We start from the raw sequence: 21,613 nt of genomic DNA, 5'->3' as shown, positions 1-21,613 counted from the left end.
AAGTAATTTATCGAGTTTGTTGATATGGGGGATTAAATATGACGTTAAAGGTTGGAATCAATTTAGTTTGGTTAAAACCATACAAAATGGGTGGAGTAGAATATTTTGTTAAAAATCTTTTGAAAGGTTTTATGATGTTAGAAAATAATGGGAAAATAGATCCAGATAATGTTAAATTTGTTTTATTAGTTACCAATGTTAATAAAAGTTATATAGAAGAATTTGTTAAAGAATCAGATTTATTTGAAATACATGTTGTAAAACTTAATAGTTATAATGTTATTTATAGAATTTTGTGGGAAAATGTTTTTTTAGATAAGGTTATGAAAAAATTAGGTGTGGATTTAGTTTATATACCTGTTTACAGTAAACCTTTTTTTACAGAACTTCCTTATGTGATTACAATTCATGACCTTCAAGCATTACATTATCCTGAGTACTTTTCAAAAGTCAAAAATATATGGTTAAGATTTGCATGGAAAAGGAGCGCTCAAACAGCAAAAAAAGTTGTTGCGATCTCAAATTTTGTAAAAAATGATATTATTAAGAAATTAGACATTTCTCCTGAAAAAGTTGAAGTTATTTACAATCCTATTGAGATTTTACATAATTTTTTAGATTTTAATGTAATAAAAAATAAATATCAAATTGAGAAAGAAAAATACTTTTATACAGTGTCTTCTTTGTTACCTCACAAAAATTTAATGACGTTGCTTAAACTTATGAAGGTGCTTAATCAAAAGAACTTTCCAATAAATAAGTTAGTAATAAGCGGAGTTAAAGGAAAAGATGAAGGACGATTATTAGAATACATAAAAGAAAATAGTTTGGAAAATAATATAGTATTTACTGGTTTTATTTCGGATGAAGAAAGAAATAGTTTATATAAAAATGCTTTTTGTTTTCTCTTTCCAAGCGTTTTTGAAGGGTTTGGAATGCCACCAGTAGAGGCCATGGAATTAGGTGTTCCTGTAATTACTACTAAAGAAGCATCTTTACACGAAGTTACGAAGGGTAAAGCTTTTTATGTGGACGAACCGTTCAATGTGAATGATTGGATAGGTAAGATTTTTGAAGTGTATAACAGACCTAATTTATATAAAACATATAGGTTTCATTTCAGTGAATATAAACTCAACAAAATTGCTGAAAAATATTTGAATATTTTACGCGAAACAATGTATGAATTGTGAAAAATTAAGAAGCGTCTTTATCATATATTATACGGCTATAATAAGTAAACTCAAACTGTTATTAGAATATACTTGTTTTTTGTTTAGTTATCAATATAACAGTAAGAATAAATGTATTAAAATTTTTTCACAAATAGAAATGGATTTATTCTGAAAATGATTTTATCGTTGATTTTATTATAATCTTCTGTATTTGGGAGATTTCCAAACAAGCAATTTCAATTTAAAATATTTGAAATATAAGGAAGGAGATCTTAAAGAAATGTTTTATACAAGTCAAAATAAATTCGAAAATAATATATCGATAAAATCCAAAGAAAACTATTTTTTCAGTTTAATGATATTGTTAATTATTGATTTGTTAATAATTGGAATAACTTTTTTAGGATTTAACCAAAATTTTGATTTTAGAATGATTATATTAAATATTATTGTTTTTTTTATAATACTTTTATTGACAAAAAATGATATTTTACTTAGAAAAATCTCAATTAAAGCCCTTGTCATTTTTCATATTATATTGTTATTAATTATTTCTCTAAACGGTTTGAGTGCTGGAAAATTGACTCTTTTTCAAGATGATTTTTCATATAATAAATGGGCTGAAAATTCGGCAAAAACTCTTCCTTTTTTTCGCCAAATTAAGCTTCACTATTTTTTTAAAGGAGCCTATTATTTCCGTTTTTTAGAAATCGCTTATAGAATTTTTGGAATTAACACTCTTGTAGGAAGGTTTCTTAACATATTTTTCTTATTGCTAATAGGTATACTAATAAAAAAGGCTTTTTTGAATACTCCAACTTCAAATAAAAGAGCTTTACTTTTTATATTATTTTTTCCTGATTTAATAGTTTTTTCGATGTTTGAATTTAAGGACATATTATTTTCTTTTTTGTGTGTCTTAATTGTTTTCTTATTTAAAAAGGCTTTATCTTCTAATGGTATAATTAAAAAATTCATCTTAATTTTTCTTGCACTAATAGTTGCTTATTATTCTTCGTGGTATAGAGTTGGGGTTGGATATGTATATTTTGGAACCTCGATTCTATATTTATTGTTGCCTAAAAAATTTAAAAAACGAACTTTAATTATTTCTCCGTTATTTCTCCTTTTTCTTATAACAGCAATATATTTAACTTTAATTTATTTAAAAAACATATATATTAACTCTTTTATCTTCGAAAAAAAATTTTTGGCTTATTTTGAATTAAGTAATGAAACTATCTTGCAAAGTGGTTTCTTAAAACTCTTTTATATAAGAAATATTTCTGATATCTACAAGGTACCTTTGGGAATGCTTTTTGTTGCTTATAGTCCAATAAATTGGTTTTCTTCGAAAACTTTAAATTTTTTCTTGTTTTCTATATCTAGATTTTTTTCCTTTTCTTTATTAGCACCAATCTTTTTTTCATTGCTAACAAAGAAATGTAAAATAAAGGCAGATGAACTTTTTTTGATTTTTTTCCCAACTTTATTTGTTTTAAACATTTTAATAGTAACTAATATTGGCGTCCTTAGACATTTTATCTTTTTGTTACCATTTATTATACTTATTGGTAATAAATATAATTCTCTAAAAATTAAAGATAGTATATTATTTGGGTCTACAATTTATTTTTTATACTTTCTCTTTTTATTATTTAGAAATTAAAGGGTGAAAATATGAAAAATACTAATACTAATGATAATTTATATTTAAAAATCGCAAAAGATTTTTCAACTATCCTTTTAAATAAATATCCCAAAATTAAAACAATTTTGCTTGCAGGTAGTGTTGCCAAAAATGAAGCTGCTATTTTAGAACAAAATGACCGTCGTATTTTATTAAGTGATATTGATTTATACATTATAGTTGACAGTAACCCAAAATTATTAAAATCATATGTAGAAAAAGAAACAAAAAAATTTATAGAAACCTATAGAATTGATGCATTATTTTCTCCATTTTTCCATATTTCTATTGGAATCACAACTTATGGTAGATTAAAACGTACATGGAAAAATTTAAGATTTTATGAGATGATAAAAACTGGTATTATCTTATATGGTCAAGAATTCAGAGATAATTTGAATTTTTCTTTTAATGTTTTAGATCCGATTTTTACGAATAGGTTATTAATTGAAAGATTAATGCAACAAATATTGTTTGAAAAGTATTATTGTAACTCAAAGAAATATTTGAATGTGTATTCTATTTGCAGAAATTTAACAGAGTTAGCGACGATAATTTATTACTTGAATGGTCAAAAAGTTCCAAGTTATAAAGAAAGAGCACAGCGAATTTTTGAGTTTTTTGAAGAAGTTAATTCAATATGTCCTAATTTTGATTGGAAAAAAGTGTTTAATGCTATTATTTTTGCTACTGATGTCAAAATTAACCCACAAAATGAAATAATTGAAAAAGTTGAAATTCCTGTCCTTCGGGAACTTTTTGTGTATTCTTATAGTGCTGTGCTAAACTATCTGAAAAAGAAGTATAATGAGGAACCGTTTGAATATAGTTTAAAAACAATAAAATTTTTACCAATAAGTCAAATCATTAAATCTATTATTTTATACCTAAAAAAACCTAACTATTTTTCAAAAGGGGTATTATATCAGAATTTTGAACAAATGCTAATTTCTTATCAAAAAGAAAATTTTGATATTGAGTTAATAAAACCTTTTTATTATAGAACCAGACATAAAGAATTGAAAGAAGGAGGGGAAATTTGAACCAAACACCGTGTCTAATAGTGTTTATAGACGGATTACCTTATTCTTATGGGTGGTTGTTAACTAATTATATTGATGAGAATTTAAATTTAATCGAAACTATTCCAGAATTGGGTTATAGTTCCAATCAGCATTGGGCAATGTTTTCTGGAATGCTTCCTGATCAAGTAGGATATTTTACTGATATAAATCTTGATGATACTGCAATAAGTAAAGATTCGGGTTTTTATGTTAAATATTATAATCCTATAAATTTTTTAATTAGATATTTGGAGAAAAGAATTGTTGGTAGGAATAAATACAATATTCCCGTGGGTCTTGGCAAATATTTTGTGAATAAAGGAAAATACCCTTTAAGTAGTACCAATATCTTTTCATTTCTTGATGATTCAATAAAAAAATTCAAACTTCGTACAACAATTCCTAAAGATGAAATAAAAATGCTAGATGAACTTTCCAAACAGTCACTTTCATCCTTTGAATTTGTCTCTATTTCTCTTGTAGATCATTTTGGACATATTTTTATTGGTAATAAAGAGCGATATATTGAGAGTGTTATACCCATTATTTCAAAAGTTTCATTATTATGGGAAAATTTTAAAAAACAGAATGGTTATAAATCAAAATTAATTATTCTTTCAGATCATGGAATGAGTGAGTCCACAATTGAAATAACACTTAAGATGGAAAAATTTTTTGGAAAACAAAGCAATAGAAAATATCTATATTATAATGATGCTGTTATAGCAAGATTTTGGATTTTTGACAATAAAATAATATCAGAAATAATTAGTTATCTTAATGAGCTTAATATTGGGTATTTATTAACAAAATTTGAAAGAAAATATTATGGAGTCGAAAACAAAAAATTTGGTGATTTAATAATGATTTTAAATCCTCCATACAGATTTAGCCCAAATTATTTTGGGTATGGAATTAAGATTCAGTTAAAAAGACTTGTTAGTTTTCGAAAAAAATCAATTTCCGTTGGAATTCATGGGTATATGCCAAATGTTATTGAGCAACATGGATTATTAGCCTATACAGGAATTTATAAAAAAAAGGTAACTAAGTTGAGGAATTCTGAATTGTTAAAATTATTAAAAGATATTTTCTCAGATGAAATTAATAGCAGTATATAAAACTATTCTAAGAAATAAATTTCCTTATGTTAAATGATTATTTAACAAAAAGTATTATTGAAAACTTTTTCGCTTTTTATAATTTGGCAAGCGTTACAGTTAATGAGTAAATGATTTATAAGGTTTATAAGAAGAAATTGCAAAGGAGTGAAATTTTTCAAATGAGAATACTTTTTATAAATTCTTATTACGATCCATTTATATTTGGAGGCACAGAGATTATTTTAAAACTTTTGATTGAAGCTGCTCGCGATTCAGGACATGAAGTTGGTGTATTGAGTTTTTGGGATAAAAATAATACGGAAGAATATATAAACGGAATATTAATTTATAGAGCAAAAATTCCGAATATATACTTCCCTGACAAGGTTAAACATTCCTATTTTAAAAGAAGAATATGGCATATTTTAGATATTTATAATTATACCTCTATGAAAATTGTACTAAAATATATTAGGAAATTCAGACCAGATATTGTGTCAATTCATAATATTTATGGTTGGTCAAGCTCTATATGGGATGCTGTAAGTAAATCTAATGTCCCAGCAATCCAAGTTCTTCATGACTTATATATTTTATGTCCAACTAATATGTTTAAAAATAATGTTGTGTGCAGAAAACAATGTTTAGCTTGCAAGTTTATGAGGATTCCTCATAAGTTGAAATCAAATAAACTCAAAGCTGTTGTTGGTGTGAGTGCTTTTATTCTAAATAAATTATTAAGTTACGGATATTTTGAGGACGTACCGATTAAAAGAGTTATATATAACACTACGGATTTGAATATGGATAATATCGATAAAGATCTAGAACCGAAATATATAAATTTTGGTTTCATAGGTAGATTAGTACCAAATAAGGGGATAGAAGTTTTGTTAAAAGCTTATTTGAAAATTAAAAAGCCAAATTATAGGTTATTTATAGCAGGTACTGGTGAAGAAAATTACGAAGAATACCTAAAGTCAAAATATAAAGATAATTCGATTATCTTTATGGGAAGAGTTAAACAAGAAGAATTTTTTAAGAAAGTAGATGTTACTATTGTTCCGAGTATTTGGTATGAACCTCTAGGGATTGTTGTTTTGGAATCTTTTGCTTTTGGGACTCCTGTAATTGGAAGTAATACGGGAGGAATACCTGAAATGATTAATCATGGAAAAAACGGATTGATTTTTAATCCTTACAGTGAAGGTGATTTAGAAGAAAAAATGTTAAAGTTTGAAAAGAATATTTTAAAATGGAGAGAAAAATCTGAGATTATTAAAAAAAGTGCCAGAAAATTTTTGGATTATGATAAATGGGTAACACAATGGGAAGAATTATATGCAGAAGTGGTGAATTTAAATAATTTGAACAAATTATAGTGTGTAATATAATTTTATGAGTTTAAGAATAATTAAAATTGTATAATGATTTTAATAAAATTTGCTTAAAAATGTTTGTTTTGTCTAGAAAAGATTTTAGAAAGAAGTTTTTAATTATACTAAAATCATATATTTTGGTTGTTAAAGTTCTGGAAGTTAGTGTTTTAATGTTTTTTGAATAGAAATATAATTAATAATAGATTAAATTCATGGGAGGAAAATATATGAAAGGTATTAAGCTAGATTCTCAATACAGTACTACTAGATTATTGTTTTATGAAGGAAGTTTTCAAAAACAAGAAGAAAGATACAATAAACAAACATACAGAAAAAAGAAGAAATTTAATGGTTTAAAAAGTTGCGGATTTACCAAATTTTCTTATGAGTTAAAAGATAATAAATGGATAATTTCTGAAAAAGGTATTTTTGTAGAAGATACACCTGAGTTTTTTGATAAATTTAGAGATGTAGGGAAAATTCCGCTAATTTCTATTATTACTGTAGTTTTGAACGATCCACATGGATTAGAAAAAACTATCAAAAGTGTGATAAATCAAGATTATCCAAATATTGAATATATAATAATAGATGGTGGTTCAAGCGATGAAACTATTAAAATACTTAAGAAATACGAAAATAAGATTGATTTGTGGATTAGTGAAAAAGATAATGGAATATACGATGCAATGAATAAAGGAATTAAACTTGCAAATGGGGAGTGGATCAACTTTATGAATGCAGGTGATGTGTTTTATGATTTTGGGGTTCTGAGCAAAATTTTTAAAGAAAAAGATTTTTCTAAATGGGATATTGTATATGGGAATGCAATACTTGTTGGTGGAGAAAAAACACGCCCTCGGATTTCAACAAGTAATATTACTGAAATAAAAAGAAAAATGCTTTTCAATCATCAAGCCTCTTTTGTAAAAGGTTTTATTTATAAAGAAATATTATTTGATACTTCTTTTAAGTATGCGGCAGATTATGATTTTTTCCTGAAATGTTACTTAAGTAATTTCAAATTTTTACATATAAACCGTTTTATTGCAGTTTATGATTTAAATGGGATATCTTCAAAAAAAACATTATCGGTCAAGATTGAATATTTAAAGTCTACAATAAAAAATAAGTGTTCTGTTAAAACAATAAGTTATCATATAGTGATGGTAATAAAAGTGCTATTGAAAACTTTATTAAAAAAGATATTGCGGTTGATTTTTTCGGAAAAATTGTATGGTTATGTTATACATAAAATTCGAATGAAGCACTAAGAAATTAATATGTACAAATTTAAAATTTAATGCTTATTTGAAAAATTGATTTTATTATAAGTAATTTATTGAATTTCAGATAAGATATCAAGGGAGTTAAATATTGTATGAATTGAAACAAAAACAAAAAACAGAGTTTGAAAGGGTATAAATAAGAATTTTTGTATTCTTAAAAGGGGGTAGTGCAGATTGAAGAATGTTTTAAAAAAATTGATTCCTAATTTTGTAAAAAGTCTAATGTATAACTTAATAAATAAAGTTCGTTATTCTAGAAAGCATGTAAAAATTCATATTTTGGCTAAAACAAACTTGAATTCTAAATTTGAAGGATATTCTAAGATTTATAAAAATGTAATTGTTTATAATTCATATATTGGATTAGGAACATATATTGCACCTAATTCCAATTTATCAAATTGTAAGATTGGAAGATTTTGTTCAATTGCTTCAAAAGTGGAAATTGTTTCAGGAAGACATCCGTCGAAAGGTTTTGTTTCAACACATCCTGCATTTTATTCTTTGGCTAAACAAGCTGGTTTCACATTTGCTGAGGAACAATTATTTGATGAATTTAAATATGTTGACAAAGAAAAAAAATATTTAGTTAAAATTGGAAATGACGTATGGATTGGTTATGGTGTAAAAATAATGGAAGGTGTAAAAATAGGAGATGGTGCAATAATTGGTGCTGGAGCATTAGTTACAAAGGATATAGAACCATATAGTATAAATGTTGGAATACCTGCGAGAAAGATAGATTATAGATTTTCTGAGGAAGATATAAAAATGTTATTAAAAATAAGATGGTGGGATAAAGACATAAATTTTTTAAAGAGACATTATAGGATTTTTTCTGATATAAAAAGGTTTTGCAAATTTATGGGAGAGGGAATATGAAGAAAATAGTATTTTTAATATCTGCTTATTATCATTATTTTTTAGCAGAATCGATATCTGTTTTATTATTAAAAGAAAATGTAGAAAGTTATTCGATTTTTTTTGAATCGGAAAAATATAAATTTAAGAATTCCTATATATTTAAAAAAACTTTTAATTTTAAAAGGTTTAAAGATAGAGGAAAAAGTCTTTTTTTCTCTTCAAAAATAAAGAGAGATATAGAAAGAAATATAAGCTCAATTAAAAATGTTTTAGATGAATTTTCTCCAAATAATACAATTATTGTAAGTTTTACAGAATACGATATTAATAATTTTCTTTTTGTAAGAGAAGCTTACAAAAGAAACTTTAAAATATTGCTACATGAAGAAGGAATAGGAACTTATTTAGTAAAAAATAATTATTATAAAAATTTTTATTCAATTCTTTTAGAAAAAAGAATGAGAAAGTTGTTAAATACAAATGATTTAATCGTAACATCACCTTGGAGTAGTTCCTTCGTTGATATTAAAGATGTGTTTTATCATTTTAATTCTAAGTTTTTTGAGTTTTTCATTTTGAATGAAACTGTTGATATTAAAGATAAAGAGATTTGTAATTATAAAAATAAAATAAGAGTCTGCAAATTATTTGAAGATAAAGAAATAGATATTTTGAAAGATTATTATATAAATAATTATAGTAAATTTGTTTTTGAGGATGCTAAAGCAATTTTATATTTAGCATATTTTTATGATAAAGAAGAATTTAAATACACTTATGAAACTCTTTTAAAAATCCTAAAAGCAAAAGGAATTTATCCAGTTATTATAAAACCACATCCTTTAAACAATTTAGATGATGAGTTAATTTTAAAAAAAATCGCCAAAAGTATGGCTATGCCAGTATATTACATTATCGAATCAATACCTGGAGAGATATTGGCAATTATAAACGAAAATATTAAATATATTTTTTCATATGGTTCAACTGTTTCTTGGTTTTTAAAAAATTTTGATAAGTTTAAGGTATTCATGTTATTTAGACTGTTTAAAAATAGTAAAATAAATTATTCTTTTAGAAGTTTAGAAAAACACATAGATTTTTCTAGAATAAACTTGTTAATTCCAAACAGTTTTGAGGAATTTAATGATATTTTAGAATCTGAACGCATAGTTTTTAAGAACAAAAAAAATGAAAAAATTCTGTCAGTCCCTGAATTTATCATAGATATATTAACAAAGTAGGGATGAGGTGAAAAAAGTGAAAATATTAGTCACAGGTTCTGAAGGGTTTATAGGTTCACATTTAACAGAAGCCCTTGTTGAAAAAGGTTTTAAAGTAAAGGCATTTGTTAGATACAATTTCCAAAATAATTGGGGATGGCTTGAAAAATCAAGATATTTGAAAGATATTGAAGTATACACAGGAGATATACGAGATTATGATAGTGTATATGATGCAATGAAAGATGTGGATGTGGTGTTTCATCTCGCTGCATTAATTGGTATTCCATATTCATATATTTCTCCTTTGGCATACATCAAGACAAATACCGAAGGAACGTATAACGTATTAGAAGCAGCCAGAAAACTTGGAATACAAAGGGTAATACACACATCCACAAGCGAAATATACGGAACCGCACAATATGTACCAATAGATGAAAAACATCCGTATAACCCGCAATCACCGTATGCTGCTTCAAAAGCAGCAGCGGATCATTTGGCTTTGAGTTATTACAGGTCGTTTGGATTACCTGTAACAATAATCAGGCCATTTAACACATATGGTCCAAGGCAATCTGCAAGGGCAATAATACCCACAATAATTTCTCAATTGCTTTCAGGAAAAGAACAAATTAAGCTGGGTAATTTAACTCCAACAAGAGACTTAACATATGTGAAAGATACGGTAAACGGCTTTATAACTGTTGGATTGCATGAAAAAACAATAGGAGACGTGTTTAATCTTGGAACGGGAAAGGAAATATCAATAGGCGATTTGGCAAAAAAGATAATGAAGTTGTTGGGAAAAGAAGTTGAAATAGTTACAGATAAACAAAGGATAAGGCCGGAAAAATCAGAAGTTGAAAGGTTGCTGTCAAATCCAGAAAAAGCAAGGAAATTAATTGGTTGGAGCGCGCAATATACATTAGAAGAAGGTTTAAAAGAAACAATTGAGTGGATAAAAGAAAACATAGAATATTTTAAAGTAGACATATACAACGTTTAAAAGGTGATAAAATGAAGTATATTCCTTTATCTGTCCCCAACTTTATCGGCAACGAAGAAAAATATGTATTGGACGCGATAAAATCAGCCTGGGTATCAACAGGAGGTTCATATATAGCAAAATTTGAAGAAGAAATAGCAAAATATTTAAATATCCAAAAAGCAGTAGCTGTACAAAGTGGTACTGCAGGTATTCATTTGGGGTTAAAATTATTAGGGATTAAACCGGGAGACGAAGTTATAGTTCCAACATTAACATTTATAGCAGCAGTAAATCCAGTTAAATACTTATATGCAGATCCAGTATTTATGGATTGTGACGATTCACTAAATATGGATATGAACAAACTGGAAACATTTCTGAAAAAAGAATGTGAACTGACAAAAGAAGGTCCAAAAAATAAAACTACGGGAAAAATAATAAAAGCAATAGTAATTGTACATGTGTTTGGTAACATGGCAGACATGGAAAGTTTAATGTATATAGCGAAAAAATATAGCTTGAAAGTATTAGAAGATGCAACAGAAGCGCTGGGCACGAAATATGTAAGCGGAAAATACAAGGAGAAATTTGCAGGAACAATTGGAGATGTTGGGGTATACTCGTTTAATGGTAATAAAATAATCACTACTGGTGGTGGGGGAATGCTTGTTGCCAAAGATTTAGAATCCGTAAAAAATGCAAAATATTTATCAACCCAGGCAAAAGATGATGCGTTATATTATATTCACAACAAAATAGGTTATAATTATAGAATGACAAATTTACAAGCAGCTCTTGGAGTTGCTCAACTTGAGCAATTGGAAAGATTCATAGAAATAAAAACAAAAAATTATGAATTATATAAAAAGTTAATTTCAAAAATAGAAGGGTTAAAGTTGTTGAATTTTGGAGAAAACACAAGACCAAATTATTGGTTTTACTCGTTATTTATAAAAAGTGATAAAATATCAAGGGATAGTCTATTAAAAGAATTGAAAAAAGAAGGAATAGAAACACGACCAATTTGGTATTTAAATCATTTGCAGAAACCTTTTAAAAATAATTATGCATATAAAATAGAAAAAGCAAAATATTATTGGGAAAGGGTATTGAATATTCCGTGTAGTACAAATTTAACGGAAGATGATGTAAGATATGTGTCTGAAAAAATAAAAGAAATATTGAAGAGGGGTTAAAATGTCTAGAAAAATAATATTAGTTGGCGGTGGTGGGCATTGTAAAGTTGTTTTATCTATAATTTTGGAGAATAATGATTATGAAATCATAGGAATTTCTGATGTTGAAAGTGAATTAGGAAAAAAAATAAATGGAATAGAAATAAAATATACCGATGATCAATTAGTTCAACTTTTCAATGAAGGAGTCAAAAATGCTTTAGTAACTGTGGGAAGCGTTGGAAACTCCGCATTGAGAATCAAATTATTCAATAAAATAAAGGAAATAGGTTTTAATATACCTATAATTATTTCAAAAAAAGCCATAATAGCAAAAAATGTGCTAATAGGGGAAGGAACTGTAATCATGCCAGGTGTAATAATAAACCCTGGTGTAAAAATAGGGAAAAACTGCATAATAAATAGTGGAGCAATTGTTGAACATGATTGCATAATAAATAATAATGTTCACGTTGCCCCAGGCGTAACACTTAGCGGAGGAGTTAAAATAGGAGAAAATAGTCATATTGGAGCCGGCAGTACTGTTATTCAAAATATCAAGATAGGTAAAAATACAATAATAGGCGCGGGAGCAGTTGTTGTAAAAGATATTCCGGATAATGTAAAAGCCTTTGGTGTACCTGCGAGAGTTGAGGAGAAAAGATATGAATAAAATTTGTATTTTTACTGGGACTCGTGCGGAATATGGGTTATTATACCCTCTAATGAAGAAAATAAAAGAAGAAGATGAATTTGAATTGCAGATAATGGCTTCAGGTATGCATCTTTCTCCTGAATTTGGATTAACATATAAAGAAATAGAAAAAGATGGATTCAAAATAAATGAAAAGATAGAAATATTGTTATCAAGCGATAGTTCTATTGGAATAAATAAATCAATAGGATTGGGACTAATAAGTTTTTCAGAAACATTAAAGCAATTAAATCCAGATATTTTAATCATATTAGGAGACAGATTTGAAGCTTTATCAATTGCAATTGCAGCATATATAATGAAAATTCCGATTGCTCATTTACATGGAGGAGAAAAAACAGAGGGCGTAATTGATGAAGGAATAAGGCATTCAATAACGAAAATGAGTTATTTACACTTTACTTCCACAGAAGAATATAGAAGAAGGGTTATTCAATTAGGAGAGAATCCAGAAAGGGTATTTAATGTTGGGGCAATAGGGTTAGATAATATAAGAAATTTAAAATTATTAGATAAAGAAGAATTGGAAAAAGAATTAAACTTTGAATTAGGAAAAAAAAACATATTATTTACATATCATCCTGTAACACTTGACGATAAACAATTAGATGGAGAATTAAAAGAGGTTTTTGAGGCTTTAAAAGAGTTGGTAAATATTGGTTATAAGATAATAATAACCAAAAGTAATGCCGATGAAGGAGGAAGGAGAATAAATAAATATATTGATGAGTTTTCATCCAAATATTCCAATAAAGTATTAGCAGTGACAAACCTTGGAACATTAAAATATCTATCAACAATGAAATATGTGGATTTAGTTATGGGAAATTCTTCGAGTGGAATAATTGAGGCCCCATCTTTTAAAATTCCAACAGTAAATATTGGTGAAAGGCAAAGAGGGAGAGTAAAAGGGAATAGTATAATAGATGTGAAATCGTCGAAAAAGAAAATATTAGAAGCTGTAAAAAAGGCCGAAAGAGTAGACAGAGAGAAAATAATAAATCCATATGATCAAGGAGGAGCAACGGAAAAAATATACAATATTTTAAAAGACTATATAAAAAACAAAAAGTTAAAAACTAAAAAAGAATTTTTTGATATAGATTTTACAATTTGAAAAGAGGGATAAAATGATAAAAGACGGAGTATATATAATAGCTGAGGCAGGTGTAAATCATAACGGAAACATTAATCTTGCATACAAGTTAATAAAAGCAGCTAAAGAAGCTGGAGTCGATGCTATAAAATTCCAAACGTTTAAAGCTGAAAAATTAGCATCTAAATATACAGATATGGCAACTTATCAAGAAAAAAATGTAGGTAAAAAAACTTGTCAGATAGAGATGCTTAGAAGTTTTGAATTAAAATTTGGGGATTTTAAAAAATTAAAAAAGTATTGCGATGAAATAGGTATAGAATTTCTTTCTTCTCCTTTCGATCATGAAAGCATAGATTTTCTGGAAGAATTGGTACCTTATTATAAGATCCCTTCAGGAGAGATAATAAATTATCCTTATTTAAAACACATAGCACAAAAAAATAAGCCAATTATAATGTCTACAGGTATGTCAACATTGGGAGAAGTAGAAGAAGCGTTGGAAATTATATATAAAGTTAACAAAAGTGCAGAAGTTTATCTTTTACATTGTACAACAAATTATCCTACCCTATATGAAGAAGTAAATTTAAGAGCTATGATTACTTTAAAAGAAGCTTTTAAACTTCCTGTAGGATATTCAGATCACACGTTAGGCATAGAAGTTCCTATTGCTGCGGTTGCAATGGGAGCTAAAATAATAGAAAAACATTTTACATTGAACAAGAATTTACCAGGACCAGATCATAGAGCATCACTGGAACCACAAGAATTAAAAGCAATGGTTAAAGCAATACGAAACATAGAAAAAGCACTGGGAAACGGAATAAAAAAACCTAATAAAAGTGAAATAGAGATAAAGAAAATTGCGAGAAAGAGATTAGTTGCAAAAAGAAATATATTGCCTGGAGAAGTAATTGAGAAAGATGATATTGAAATAAAAAGGGCTAATGAAGGGATAGAACCTAAATTTTTAGATGTAATAATAGGAAGAAAATTGATTAAAGAAATAAGAGAAGATGAAGGCTTTACTTGGGATCATTTTATGGGGTGAGATTATGTATAATAAAAGTTTTTTGGCTATAATTCCAGCTCGAGGTGATTCGAAAGGGATAAAAGATAAAAATATAATTAGTTTAAAAAACAAACCATTAATAAGTTATACAATTGAAGCTGCAGAAAAAAGTGAAGTGTTTGATGAGGTTATGGTAACAACCGATTCTGAAAAAATTGCAGAAATAGCAAGAAAATATGGCGCGAATGTTCCTTTTTTAAGACCAACAGAATTAGCAACTGATACTGCAAATAGTATAGATGTGATCGTCCATACCTTGAATTATTATGTAAGTAAAAATATACACTTTGATTATTTCGTGTTGTTACAACCAACATCACCTTTAAGAAAGTCAGAAGATATAATAAATGCTATTGAATTGTTATTTGAAAAAGATGCAAATTCAATTGTTAGTGTATGTGAAGTAGAACACTCTCCTTTGTTTAGCAATATTCTACCGGATGATTTGAGTCTCTCAAATTTTATTAAAGAGGAAGTAAAGAATAAGAGAAGACAGGATTTACCAAAATACTTTAGAGTCAATGGAGCTATATACATTGCAAAAGTCGATTATTTTCTTAAAACAAAGAATTTTTATGGTAAAAAAAGTTATGCGTATATAATGCCTAAAGAACGCTCAGTAGATATTGATGATTACATTGATTTAAAACTTGCAGAAGTGTTATTGGAGGAGAATTATGAAAATAAAAGAGATAAGTGATTTTCCTTTAATATCAAAAAATGATTCTTTTGAAGTAATAATTAATAGTTTAAACAAATCTCCATATAAAATATTATTTGTTATTGAAAATGGTAAGTTGATTGGAACAATAACAGATGGGGATATAAGAAGATATCTTTACAAAACTAAAGCAGGTGATTTATCAAAAATAAAAGCATTTGATTTGATGAACAAAAATTTTAAATATATTCTTGAAAAAGATTATAAAGAATTTTCCTTCAATGATGTTTTAAAATTTAATGTGGAATATTTACCTGTATTGAATGCCAAAATGGAAATAATGAAAGTTCTAAAAATTTCTTTAAATTTCCAACAATTGTCGAAATTAAAAACCAAAGTGCTAATAATGGCTGGTGGAAAAGGAACGCGTTTGCAACCATTAACAAAAGTTATTCCTAAACCATTAGTGCCCTACAAAGATAAAACAATTATTGAAAACATCATGGAACAATTTATAAACTCCGGTTTTGATGAATTTATTTTAAGTATAAACTACAAAAAAGAGCTAATAAAAAACTATTTTTCTGAATTGAAATATAATATAGAATACATTGAAGAAAAAGAATTTCTTGGTACAGCGGGGAGTATATCTTATCTTAGATTCTATGATATAAAAAAGCCATTTTTTGTTGCAAACTGTGATGTATTAATAAACATAGATTTCTCAGAAGTATTAGAATATCATTCAAAGGAAAGTTCTGATATAACAATAATTTCTGCAAAAGAAAGTATTGATATAGCTTATGGTATTTTAGAATTTGACAAACAAAATAATTATGTAAAAATAAAAGAAAAGCCAAATTACGAATTTTATGTCAATACAGGAATATATATTTTAAATCCTAATATCGTTGATTTGGTTTCATTAGATGAAAAATTAGATATGCCAGAGTTAATCGAAAGAGCAAAAAAGAATAATAAAAGAATAAAAGTATACAAGTTTGAAGGAGAAATGATAGATATAGGTCAATGGGAATATTATAAAAAAATGTTGTAATGTGTGGTGATAAAAGATCAATAGCATAATAAAAAGGATAAAAGGTAGTACAACAATAAAATCAGGTATATGGTACACAATAACAGATTTTTTACTAAAAGGAATGGGATTTATTACCATTCCTATTTTTACGAGATTATTATCTGTTGAGGAATATGGTATAGTATCTGTTTACATGACATTTGCAGGAATATTCATGATAATAACAGGTCTGGATATTCATGCCTCTATTGGAACAGGAATAAATGATTTTAAAGAACAAAAAAAAGAATTTTTATCTTCTGTTTTATTTCTATCTTTAATAAGTTTTATCGTTCAATTCATTTTTATATTTTTATTTAGAACTTACTTTTCAAATTTATTCAATATATACGAAAACCTTATAATATTGGCAGTCATTTCTGGTTATTTAGGATTTATATTTACATTTTATAATACGAAAAATGTCTTTGAAAAGAAATATAAGAAAAAGTCTTTGTTAAGTTTAACTAACGCCCTTTTAAATGTTAGTTTTTCAATTTTATTGGTGTTATTCTTAAAAAATAACAGGTATCTTGGAAGAATTTATGGAGATTTATTATCGAAAATATTGTTGTCTTCCATATTATTTTTGATAATAATACTCAAAGGAAAAAAACTTATCTGGCTTAAAGCCTGGAGATACTCTTTGGTTATAGGTATTCCCTTAATATTACATAACCTTTCAGGAATAATTCTATCTCAATTTGATAGATTAGCTATACAAAAAATTGTAAATTCAGAAAAAGTAGGACTTTATAGTTATTCCTATAACCTTGGAATGATCCCTTTAGTAATACTTGGGGCAACAAATTTGGCCTGGGTCCCGTGGTTTTACGACAGGATGTATAAGAATAAAAAAGTTGAAATATTAAAAAAAATTCCATATTATAACGGACTGTATGTTATACTTCTCTTATTAATCTTTATGTTAGTTCCAGAATTAGGTTTAATAATGGCACCAAAGCAATACTATGCATCATTAATCATATTACCTATTATAACAACATCATATTATATGCAATTTTTGTACACTATATACGTTAATTTTGCATTTTTTTATAAAAAAACTGGTTCAATTTCAATAGGAACATTTTTGGCTGGATTAATAAACATAATACTTAATATATGGTTGATACCAATATTTGGATACGAAGTTGCAGCGTTAACAACACTTATTTCATACTTTTTCTTGCTTTTATTCCACGCATTAAACGTTAAATACCATTTGAAAGATAACACAATATCTGCAAGGTATATGTTTTCGTGGGCTTTTTTGATGATTGCCTTGAGTTTAATACAATATTATATATCCAAAAGATTTGGTATGTTTTCTTTGACAGAAAGGATTTCAAGAATAGTAATTTTTGGTAGTTTTGGTATTATTGTTATAACAAGGCTTTATAAAAGGTTGAAGCATTATTTAAAGTAGAAAAATGATTTTGTAAAGTGTACAAAAACCACAGAATATTCTGTGTTTTTTGTTTTGTTGGTGCTATCGCCCTATGGGGCTTAAGATGACAAAGGGACAAGATTCCTCGTCGCTATGCTCCTCGGAATGACAAAAGAAGGGAATTGCTCGGGAAGACAGTATTAGCAAGTGTTGGAGAGGTTAGAGAGGTTGGAAAGATTGGTGAGATTAGCGAGAGTTAGCGAGGGTTGGAGTTCTTTTGTCATTCTGAGCACGTACGTGCGAAGAATCTTAAATTACTGCTTCGTAAGTTACAACCATGGCGCTATCTACGGAATAATTTGTGTATTTGTCAATAATCTGGACAATAGCGTTTGCCTTAACAACATCCACAGTATCTTCAACATTTAATGTTTGTCTTTTAAAAACTGGTTCTCCATTTACATCTGTGCCTGTAAGATACTTAACAGAAAGTTTTTTCATATCATTACAACCTCCTTTGATTTTTTTGTACATTGGCCGGTCACGTACATATAAATATATCTACACAAGAAAATGGATTTAACGTAATATATACAAATGTATAGATGTTGTTACACATAATTAGCGAGTGTTGGAGAGGTTAAAAGATTGGAGAGTGTTAGATAGTGTTAGCGAGGGTTGGAATTCTTTTGTCATTCTGAGGAACGAAGTGACGAAGAATCATATTCTTCGCGCTTACGCGTCCAGAATGACAGGGAAAAATTCCTTGTCGTGTAACTCCTCGGAATGACTATGAAAAGGAGATGTCATCTTGAACGTAATCGAAGGGAATGTTATCCGAAAGGAGCGGGCAGGCGAAGGGGATGTCATCCTGAGCGTAAGCGAAGGATCTTATACATTCGAAAAATCATCCAAGATTCTTCCAAATGCGTTATAAAAACAATAATTAACATTTTGTTGTAATTATATTGTTAAAATTTGACTTTGATAATATAAAAGTGGTAATATAATCATGGGGAGTTATAAAACATGGGGGGATAGGGATGAGTAAAACAGTCATCTTAAGTGATTTACATGTCGGTGATATGTCTGATGCCGATGATTTCTATACATCAGGGAACTTTGAAAAATTTATAACGTTTCTTGAATTTATTAAAAATGATGAAGAAATTGAAAAGATAGTTATAGCAGGTGATTTCTTTGAACTTTGGCAATGTAAAGTAGAAAAAATATTACAAATGTATGTTGATTTATGGAAGGTTTTTCTTAAGATAAGGGAAACAGGAAAAAAGATAATTTACATACCTGGAAACCACGATTCACTTCCTTTTGCAAAACTTGTTTATAAGGTAGTACCCTTTCCTTTTGGCCCTATCCAGTTAACAGATAAGTCAGATATAGATGAGGAAAAGAAATTAATATTCCCATATTATTCAGAGGAAAATCTATGGATTGAACATGGTCATAGATTTGATAAGTACAACAGAGATGTTTCAACATTAGCAGGAGGTTCCAAAGGTGTATTAGGAAAATTTATTGCTCAGACAATTGGAATACTTGAAAGATTTGGAGCAAAAGATATTGATGAGCAACTTGAAAAGTTACGAGCTGGAATCGGGATAGCTTTAAGTGAGTTAAAGAAAAAATTTACAGCCCCTTTCTATAAAATAGCAGGTAATCTTCAATCATATGTTACTCCTGCGAGCAAAGAATATGCAGGAGATTATTCAGAGTATGATGTAGAAGGTTCTATAATGCTTGGTAAAAGATTGTTAGGTAAAGGTATGGAAAAAGTGTTTGTTGTATTGGGACATACTCATAAACCGAAAATAGAAAAAATTGACAAAAGAATAATATACGCAAATTCTGGAAGCTGGGTAGGAAAAGAGCCTACGTTTTGTATATTTAATAAAGAAGAAAAAAGTATATCTCTTTGTGAGTGGGATAGTGAAAAAGTAAAAGAGTTAGAAAGAATATGATATAAAAAACTAAACTTCGTTTTATGTAAAAATGGATGTTCAGGTATTTGTTAAATTATGCATACTATAAATTTTTGGGTAAGATTATTCAAATAATATAAATTTATTTTTTTAATGGGGGAAAACTAAAATGAAAATTAAAAAATTGATATTAGAAAATTTTAGAATATTCAAAGATAGAATAGTTATTGATTTTGAAGATTTAACAGTGTTTATTGGAAAAAATGATATTGGTAAAACTACTATTTTAGATGCTTTGGATATATTTTTCAATGGGAAAGATGCACAAGTAAAACTTGACAAAAAAGATATAAACAAAGATTCAAGTTCTAATGAAATACTTATAGGTGCTGTATTTGAAGATTACCCACAAACTCTTATAATTGATACTAATGTGGAGACAAGTTTAGAAGAAGAGTTTTTACTTAACAAAGAAGGATTACTTGAGATTCGTAAAAAATGCTCGGGTGGAGATATGAAAAAAGAAAAAATCTATATTGTAGCCAATCATCCTACGCATGAAAATTTAAAAGATCTTCTTATTTTAAAAACATCTGACCTAAAACAAAGAGCAAAAGAATTGGGTGTAGATTTATCAAATGAAGATAAAAGAGTTGCTTCAAAAATTAGAAAAGCAATAAGGTACAAATTCAATAAGGAAGAATTGAGATTAGAAGAAATTGAAATACCAATTGACAAAGAAGGTACAAAGCAAATATGGGAACAACTAAAAAATTATCTTCCTTTGTACACTTTATTTAAAGTAGATAGGCAAAATGCTGATCAAGATGCCGAAATCCAAGATCCAATGAGAATTGCAATTAAGAAAATAATGTCAAATGATGAAATTCGTAATAGGTTAAGAGAAATAGAGAAAAAAGTTGAGGAAGAAATTACAAAAATAGCTGTTAGGACAATTGAAAAACTTAAGGAAATGAATTCCGAAATAGCACAAAAACTGAAACCAAGAATTCCAGAACCAAAGTGGGAAAATGTATTTAAGGGTATGACAATAAGTAGTGACGGTGGAATTCCTTTTAACAAAAGAGGTAGTGGAGTTCGAAGGTTAATACTATTAGGCTTTTTAAGAGCTGAAGCTGAAGAGAAAAAAGAAGAGAGAAATGTTCCAAATGTTATTTATGCTTTTGAAGAACCGGAAACTTCTCAACATCCAGATCATCAGAAAAAATTAGTAGAAGCTTTTTTAGCTCTATCAGGAAAGGATGACACTCAGGTAATTTTAACGACTCATAGTCCGAGAATTGCAAATTTACTTTCTGTAAAAAGTTTGAGATTTTTACATAAAGAAAATGAGAAAGTCATTATAGAAGAAGGTTCTGATAATGTCTTTGAAAAAGCGGCAGAAAGTTTGGGGGTTTTACCTTCGATTGATGCAGACAAATTTGATAGATTAAAGGCAATTGTCTGTGTAGAAGGTCCTACAGATGTGGAGTTTTTTAAAAGAGTTGGAAAAATAATTGACAAAGATTTGCAAGTTGACTTGAGTCTGTTTCAAAAATAGTAAGAGACTAATCCGAAATCAAAAAATAGATACAAAAATATAATAAAATACTTTTGAATTACCTTTGAATAACCTTTTCTAACAATAAACAAAAAAATTGCTACATACAAATTGTAGATTAAGAACTTTAATAAAGCCAATATT

At 27.6% G+C, this 21,613-nt stretch carries 19 protein-coding genes; 17 read left to right on the top strand and 2 right to left on the bottom strand.

The features are described 5' to 3' along the window. Positions 1 to 38: 38 nt before the first annotated feature. Complete coding sequence (locus AS157_RS00200) at positions 39 to 1,193, top strand: glycosyltransferase family 4 protein (RefSeq protein ID WP_077289222.1); 1,155 nt, start codon at positions 39 to 41, stop codon at positions 1,191 to 1,193. Between the two features lie 696 nt (positions 1,194 to 1,889). Here AS157_RS00200 and AS157_RS00195 read toward each other — a convergent pair. Continuing rightward, positions 1,890 to 2,153 carry a hypothetical protein gene (locus AS157_RS00195; protein WP_143611761.1) on the bottom strand — a complete coding sequence of 88 codons (264 nt, stop codon included), beginning with the start codon at positions 2,151 to 2,153 and terminating at the stop codon, positions 1,890 to 1,892. 702 nt (positions 2,154 to 2,855) lie between these two features. On the opposite strand from AS157_RS00195, the gene AS157_RS00190 reads away from it, so the two are divergent. From AS157_RS00190 to AS157_RS09655, 14 genes are all read left to right on the top strand, one after another. Next, complete coding sequence (locus tag AS157_RS00190; protein ID WP_077289220.1) at positions 2,856 to 3,908, top strand: nucleotidyltransferase domain-containing protein; 1,053 nt, start codon at positions 2,856 to 2,858, stop codon at positions 3,906 to 3,908. Continuing rightward, complete coding sequence (locus AS157_RS00185) at positions 3,905 to 5,050, top strand: alkaline phosphatase family protein (protein WP_077289219.1); 1,146 nt, start codon at positions 3,905 to 3,907, stop codon at positions 5,048 to 5,050. Before AS157_RS00190 ends, AS157_RS00185 begins: the two co-directional genes overlap by 4 nt. 161 nt (positions 5,051 to 5,211) lie before the next feature. Further along, positions 5,212 to 6,414, top strand: coding sequence for a glycosyltransferase family 4 protein (locus AS157_RS00180; protein ID WP_197023214.1), 1,203 nt, complete (start codon positions 5,212 to 5,214; stop codon positions 6,412 to 6,414). 224 nt (positions 6,415 to 6,638) lie between these two features. After that, entirely contained in the window at positions 6,639 to 7,685 is a 1,047-nt protein-coding gene (locus AS157_RS00175; protein WP_197023212.1) for a glycosyltransferase family 2 protein, read from the top strand. A 189-nt stretch (positions 7,686 to 7,874) separates the two neighbouring features. Further along, a complete protein-coding gene (locus AS157_RS09545; protein WP_284730367.1) occupies positions 7,875 to 8,582 on the top strand; it encodes a CatB-related O-acetyltransferase in 708 nt (235 codons plus the stop codon). Next, entirely contained in the window at positions 8,579 to 9,808 is a 1,230-nt protein-coding gene (locus AS157_RS00165; RefSeq protein WP_077289216.1) for a polysialyltransferase family glycosyltransferase, read from the top strand. Before AS157_RS09545 ends, AS157_RS00165 begins: the two co-directional genes overlap by 4 nt. Positions 9,809 to 9,824: 16 nt before the next feature. Continuing rightward, positions 9,825 to 10,796, top strand: a complete 972-nt coding sequence (locus tag AS157_RS00160; protein ID WP_077289215.1) for an NAD-dependent 4,6-dehydratase LegB — start codon at positions 9,825 to 9,827, stop codon at positions 10,794 to 10,796. An 11-nt stretch (positions 10,797 to 10,807) separates the two neighbouring features. Continuing rightward, on the top strand, positions 10,808 to 11,974 hold the full coding sequence (locus tag AS157_RS00155) for a LegC family aminotransferase (protein ID WP_077289214.1): 1,167 nt from the start codon (positions 10,808 to 10,810) through the stop codon (positions 11,972 to 11,974). Between the two features lies 1 nt (position 11,975). Then, complete coding sequence (locus tag AS157_RS00150) at positions 11,976 to 12,626, top strand: acetyltransferase (RefSeq protein WP_077289213.1); 651 nt, start codon at positions 11,976 to 11,978, stop codon at positions 12,624 to 12,626. Continuing rightward, entirely contained in the window at positions 12,619 to 13,785 is a 1,167-nt protein-coding gene (gene neuC / locus AS157_RS00145; RefSeq protein WP_077289212.1) for a UDP-N-acetylglucosamine 2-epimerase, read from the top strand. Before AS157_RS00150 ends, neuC begins: the two co-directional genes overlap by 8 nt. Positions 13,786 to 13,798: 13 nt before the next feature. Next, positions 13,799 to 14,818 carry an N-acetylneuraminate synthase gene (neuB, locus tag AS157_RS00140; RefSeq protein ID WP_077289211.1) on the top strand — a complete coding sequence of 340 codons (1,020 nt, stop codon included), beginning with the start codon at positions 13,799 to 13,801 and terminating at the stop codon, positions 14,816 to 14,818. Between the two features lie 4 nt (positions 14,819 to 14,822). Continuing rightward, complete coding sequence (locus AS157_RS00135) at positions 14,823 to 15,539, top strand: acylneuraminate cytidylyltransferase family protein (RefSeq protein ID WP_077289210.1); 717 nt, start codon at positions 14,823 to 14,825, stop codon at positions 15,537 to 15,539. After that, the gene (locus AS157_RS00130; RefSeq protein ID WP_077289209.1) at positions 15,517 to 16,557 is read left to right on the top strand and encodes a sugar phosphate nucleotidyltransferase; all 1,041 of its coding nucleotides are present in this window, start codon (positions 15,517 to 15,519) and stop codon (positions 16,555 to 16,557) included. The genes AS157_RS00135 and AS157_RS00130 overlap by 23 nt, the downstream gene beginning before the upstream one ends. A gap of 16 nt (positions 16,558 to 16,573) precedes the next feature. Beyond that, a complete protein-coding gene (locus tag AS157_RS09655) occupies positions 16,574 to 18,007 on the top strand; it encodes a lipopolysaccharide biosynthesis protein (protein ID WP_352039406.1) in 1,434 nt (477 codons plus the stop codon). Between the two features lie 270 nt (positions 18,008 to 18,277). Here the strand turns inward: AS157_RS09655 and AS157_RS00120 are convergent, their stop codons facing one another. Then, positions 18,278 to 18,469: a DUF1659 domain-containing protein gene (locus tag AS157_RS00120; protein ID WP_077289207.1), complete on the bottom strand. Its 192-nt coding sequence runs from the start codon at positions 18,467 to 18,469 to the stop codon at positions 18,278 to 18,280. A 542-nt stretch (positions 18,470 to 19,011) separates the two neighbouring features. Between AS157_RS00120 and AS157_RS00115 the strand changes: the two genes are divergently transcribed. Together AS157_RS00115 and AS157_RS00110 are read left to right on the top strand one after the other, a co-directional pair. Then, positions 19,012 to 19,947, top strand: a complete 936-nt coding sequence (locus tag AS157_RS00115; RefSeq protein WP_077289206.1) for a UDP-2,3-diacylglucosamine diphosphatase — start codon at positions 19,012 to 19,014, stop codon at positions 19,945 to 19,947. Between the two features lie 130 nt (positions 19,948 to 20,077). Beyond that, positions 20,078 to 21,469, top strand: a complete 1,392-nt coding sequence (locus AS157_RS00110) for an ATP-binding protein (protein ID WP_077289205.1) — start codon at positions 20,078 to 20,080, stop codon at positions 21,467 to 21,469. Positions 21,470 to 21,613: the final 144 nt, after the last annotated feature.

Origin of the sequence: Thermosipho sp. 1244 (assembly GCF_018588215.1) — a bacterium.
Lineage (GTDB): Bacteria > Thermotogota > Thermotogae > Thermotogales > Fervidobacteriaceae > Thermosipho > Thermosipho affectus.
This window is presented reverse-complemented; position numbering and strand designations above follow the sequence as displayed.

Coding starts and splice junctions, on each gene's coding strand:
- AS157_RS00200 (WP_077289222.1), top strand. CDS start 39: ATGACGTTAAAGGTTGGAATCAATTTAGTTTGGTTAAAACCATACAAA.
- AS157_RS00195 (WP_143611761.1), bottom strand. CDS start 2,153: ATGAATTTTTTAATTATACCATTAGAAGATAAAGCCTTTTTAAATAAG.
- AS157_RS00190 (WP_077289220.1), top strand. CDS start 2,856: ATGAAAAATACTAATACTAATGATAATTTATATTTAAAAATCGCAAAA.
- AS157_RS00180 (WP_197023214.1), top strand. CDS start 5,212: ATGAGAATACTTTTTATAAATTCTTATTACGATCCATTTATATTTGGA.
- AS157_RS00175 (WP_197023212.1), top strand. CDS start 6,639: ATGAAAGGTATTAAGCTAGATTCTCAATACAGTACTACTAGATTATTG.
- AS157_RS00165 (WP_077289216.1), top strand. CDS start 8,579: ATGAAGAAAATAGTATTTTTAATATCTGCTTATTATCATTATTTTTTA.
- AS157_RS00155 (WP_077289214.1), top strand. CDS start 10,808: ATGAAGTATATTCCTTTATCTGTCCCCAACTTTATCGGCAACGAAGAA.
- AS157_RS00150 (WP_077289213.1), top strand. CDS start 11,976: ATGTCTAGAAAAATAATATTAGTTGGCGGTGGTGGGCATTGTAAAGTT.
- neuC (WP_077289212.1), top strand. CDS start 12,619: ATGAATAAAATTTGTATTTTTACTGGGACTCGTGCGGAATATGGGTTA.
- neuB (WP_077289211.1), top strand. CDS start 13,799: ATGATAAAAGACGGAGTATATATAATAGCTGAGGCAGGTGTAAATCAT.
- AS157_RS00135 (WP_077289210.1), top strand. CDS start 14,823: ATGTATAATAAAAGTTTTTTGGCTATAATTCCAGCTCGAGGTGATTCG.
- AS157_RS00130 (WP_077289209.1), top strand. CDS start 15,517: ATGAAAATAAAAGAGATAAGTGATTTTCCTTTAATATCAAAAAATGAT.
- AS157_RS00120 (WP_077289207.1), bottom strand. CDS start 18,469: ATGAAAAAACTTTCTGTTAAGTATCTTACAGGCACAGATGTAAATGGA.
- AS157_RS00115 (WP_077289206.1), top strand. CDS start 19,012: ATGAGTAAAACAGTCATCTTAAGTGATTTACATGTCGGTGATATGTCT.
- AS157_RS00110 (WP_077289205.1), top strand. CDS start 20,078: ATGAAAATTAAAAAATTGATATTAGAAAATTTTAGAATATTCAAAGAT.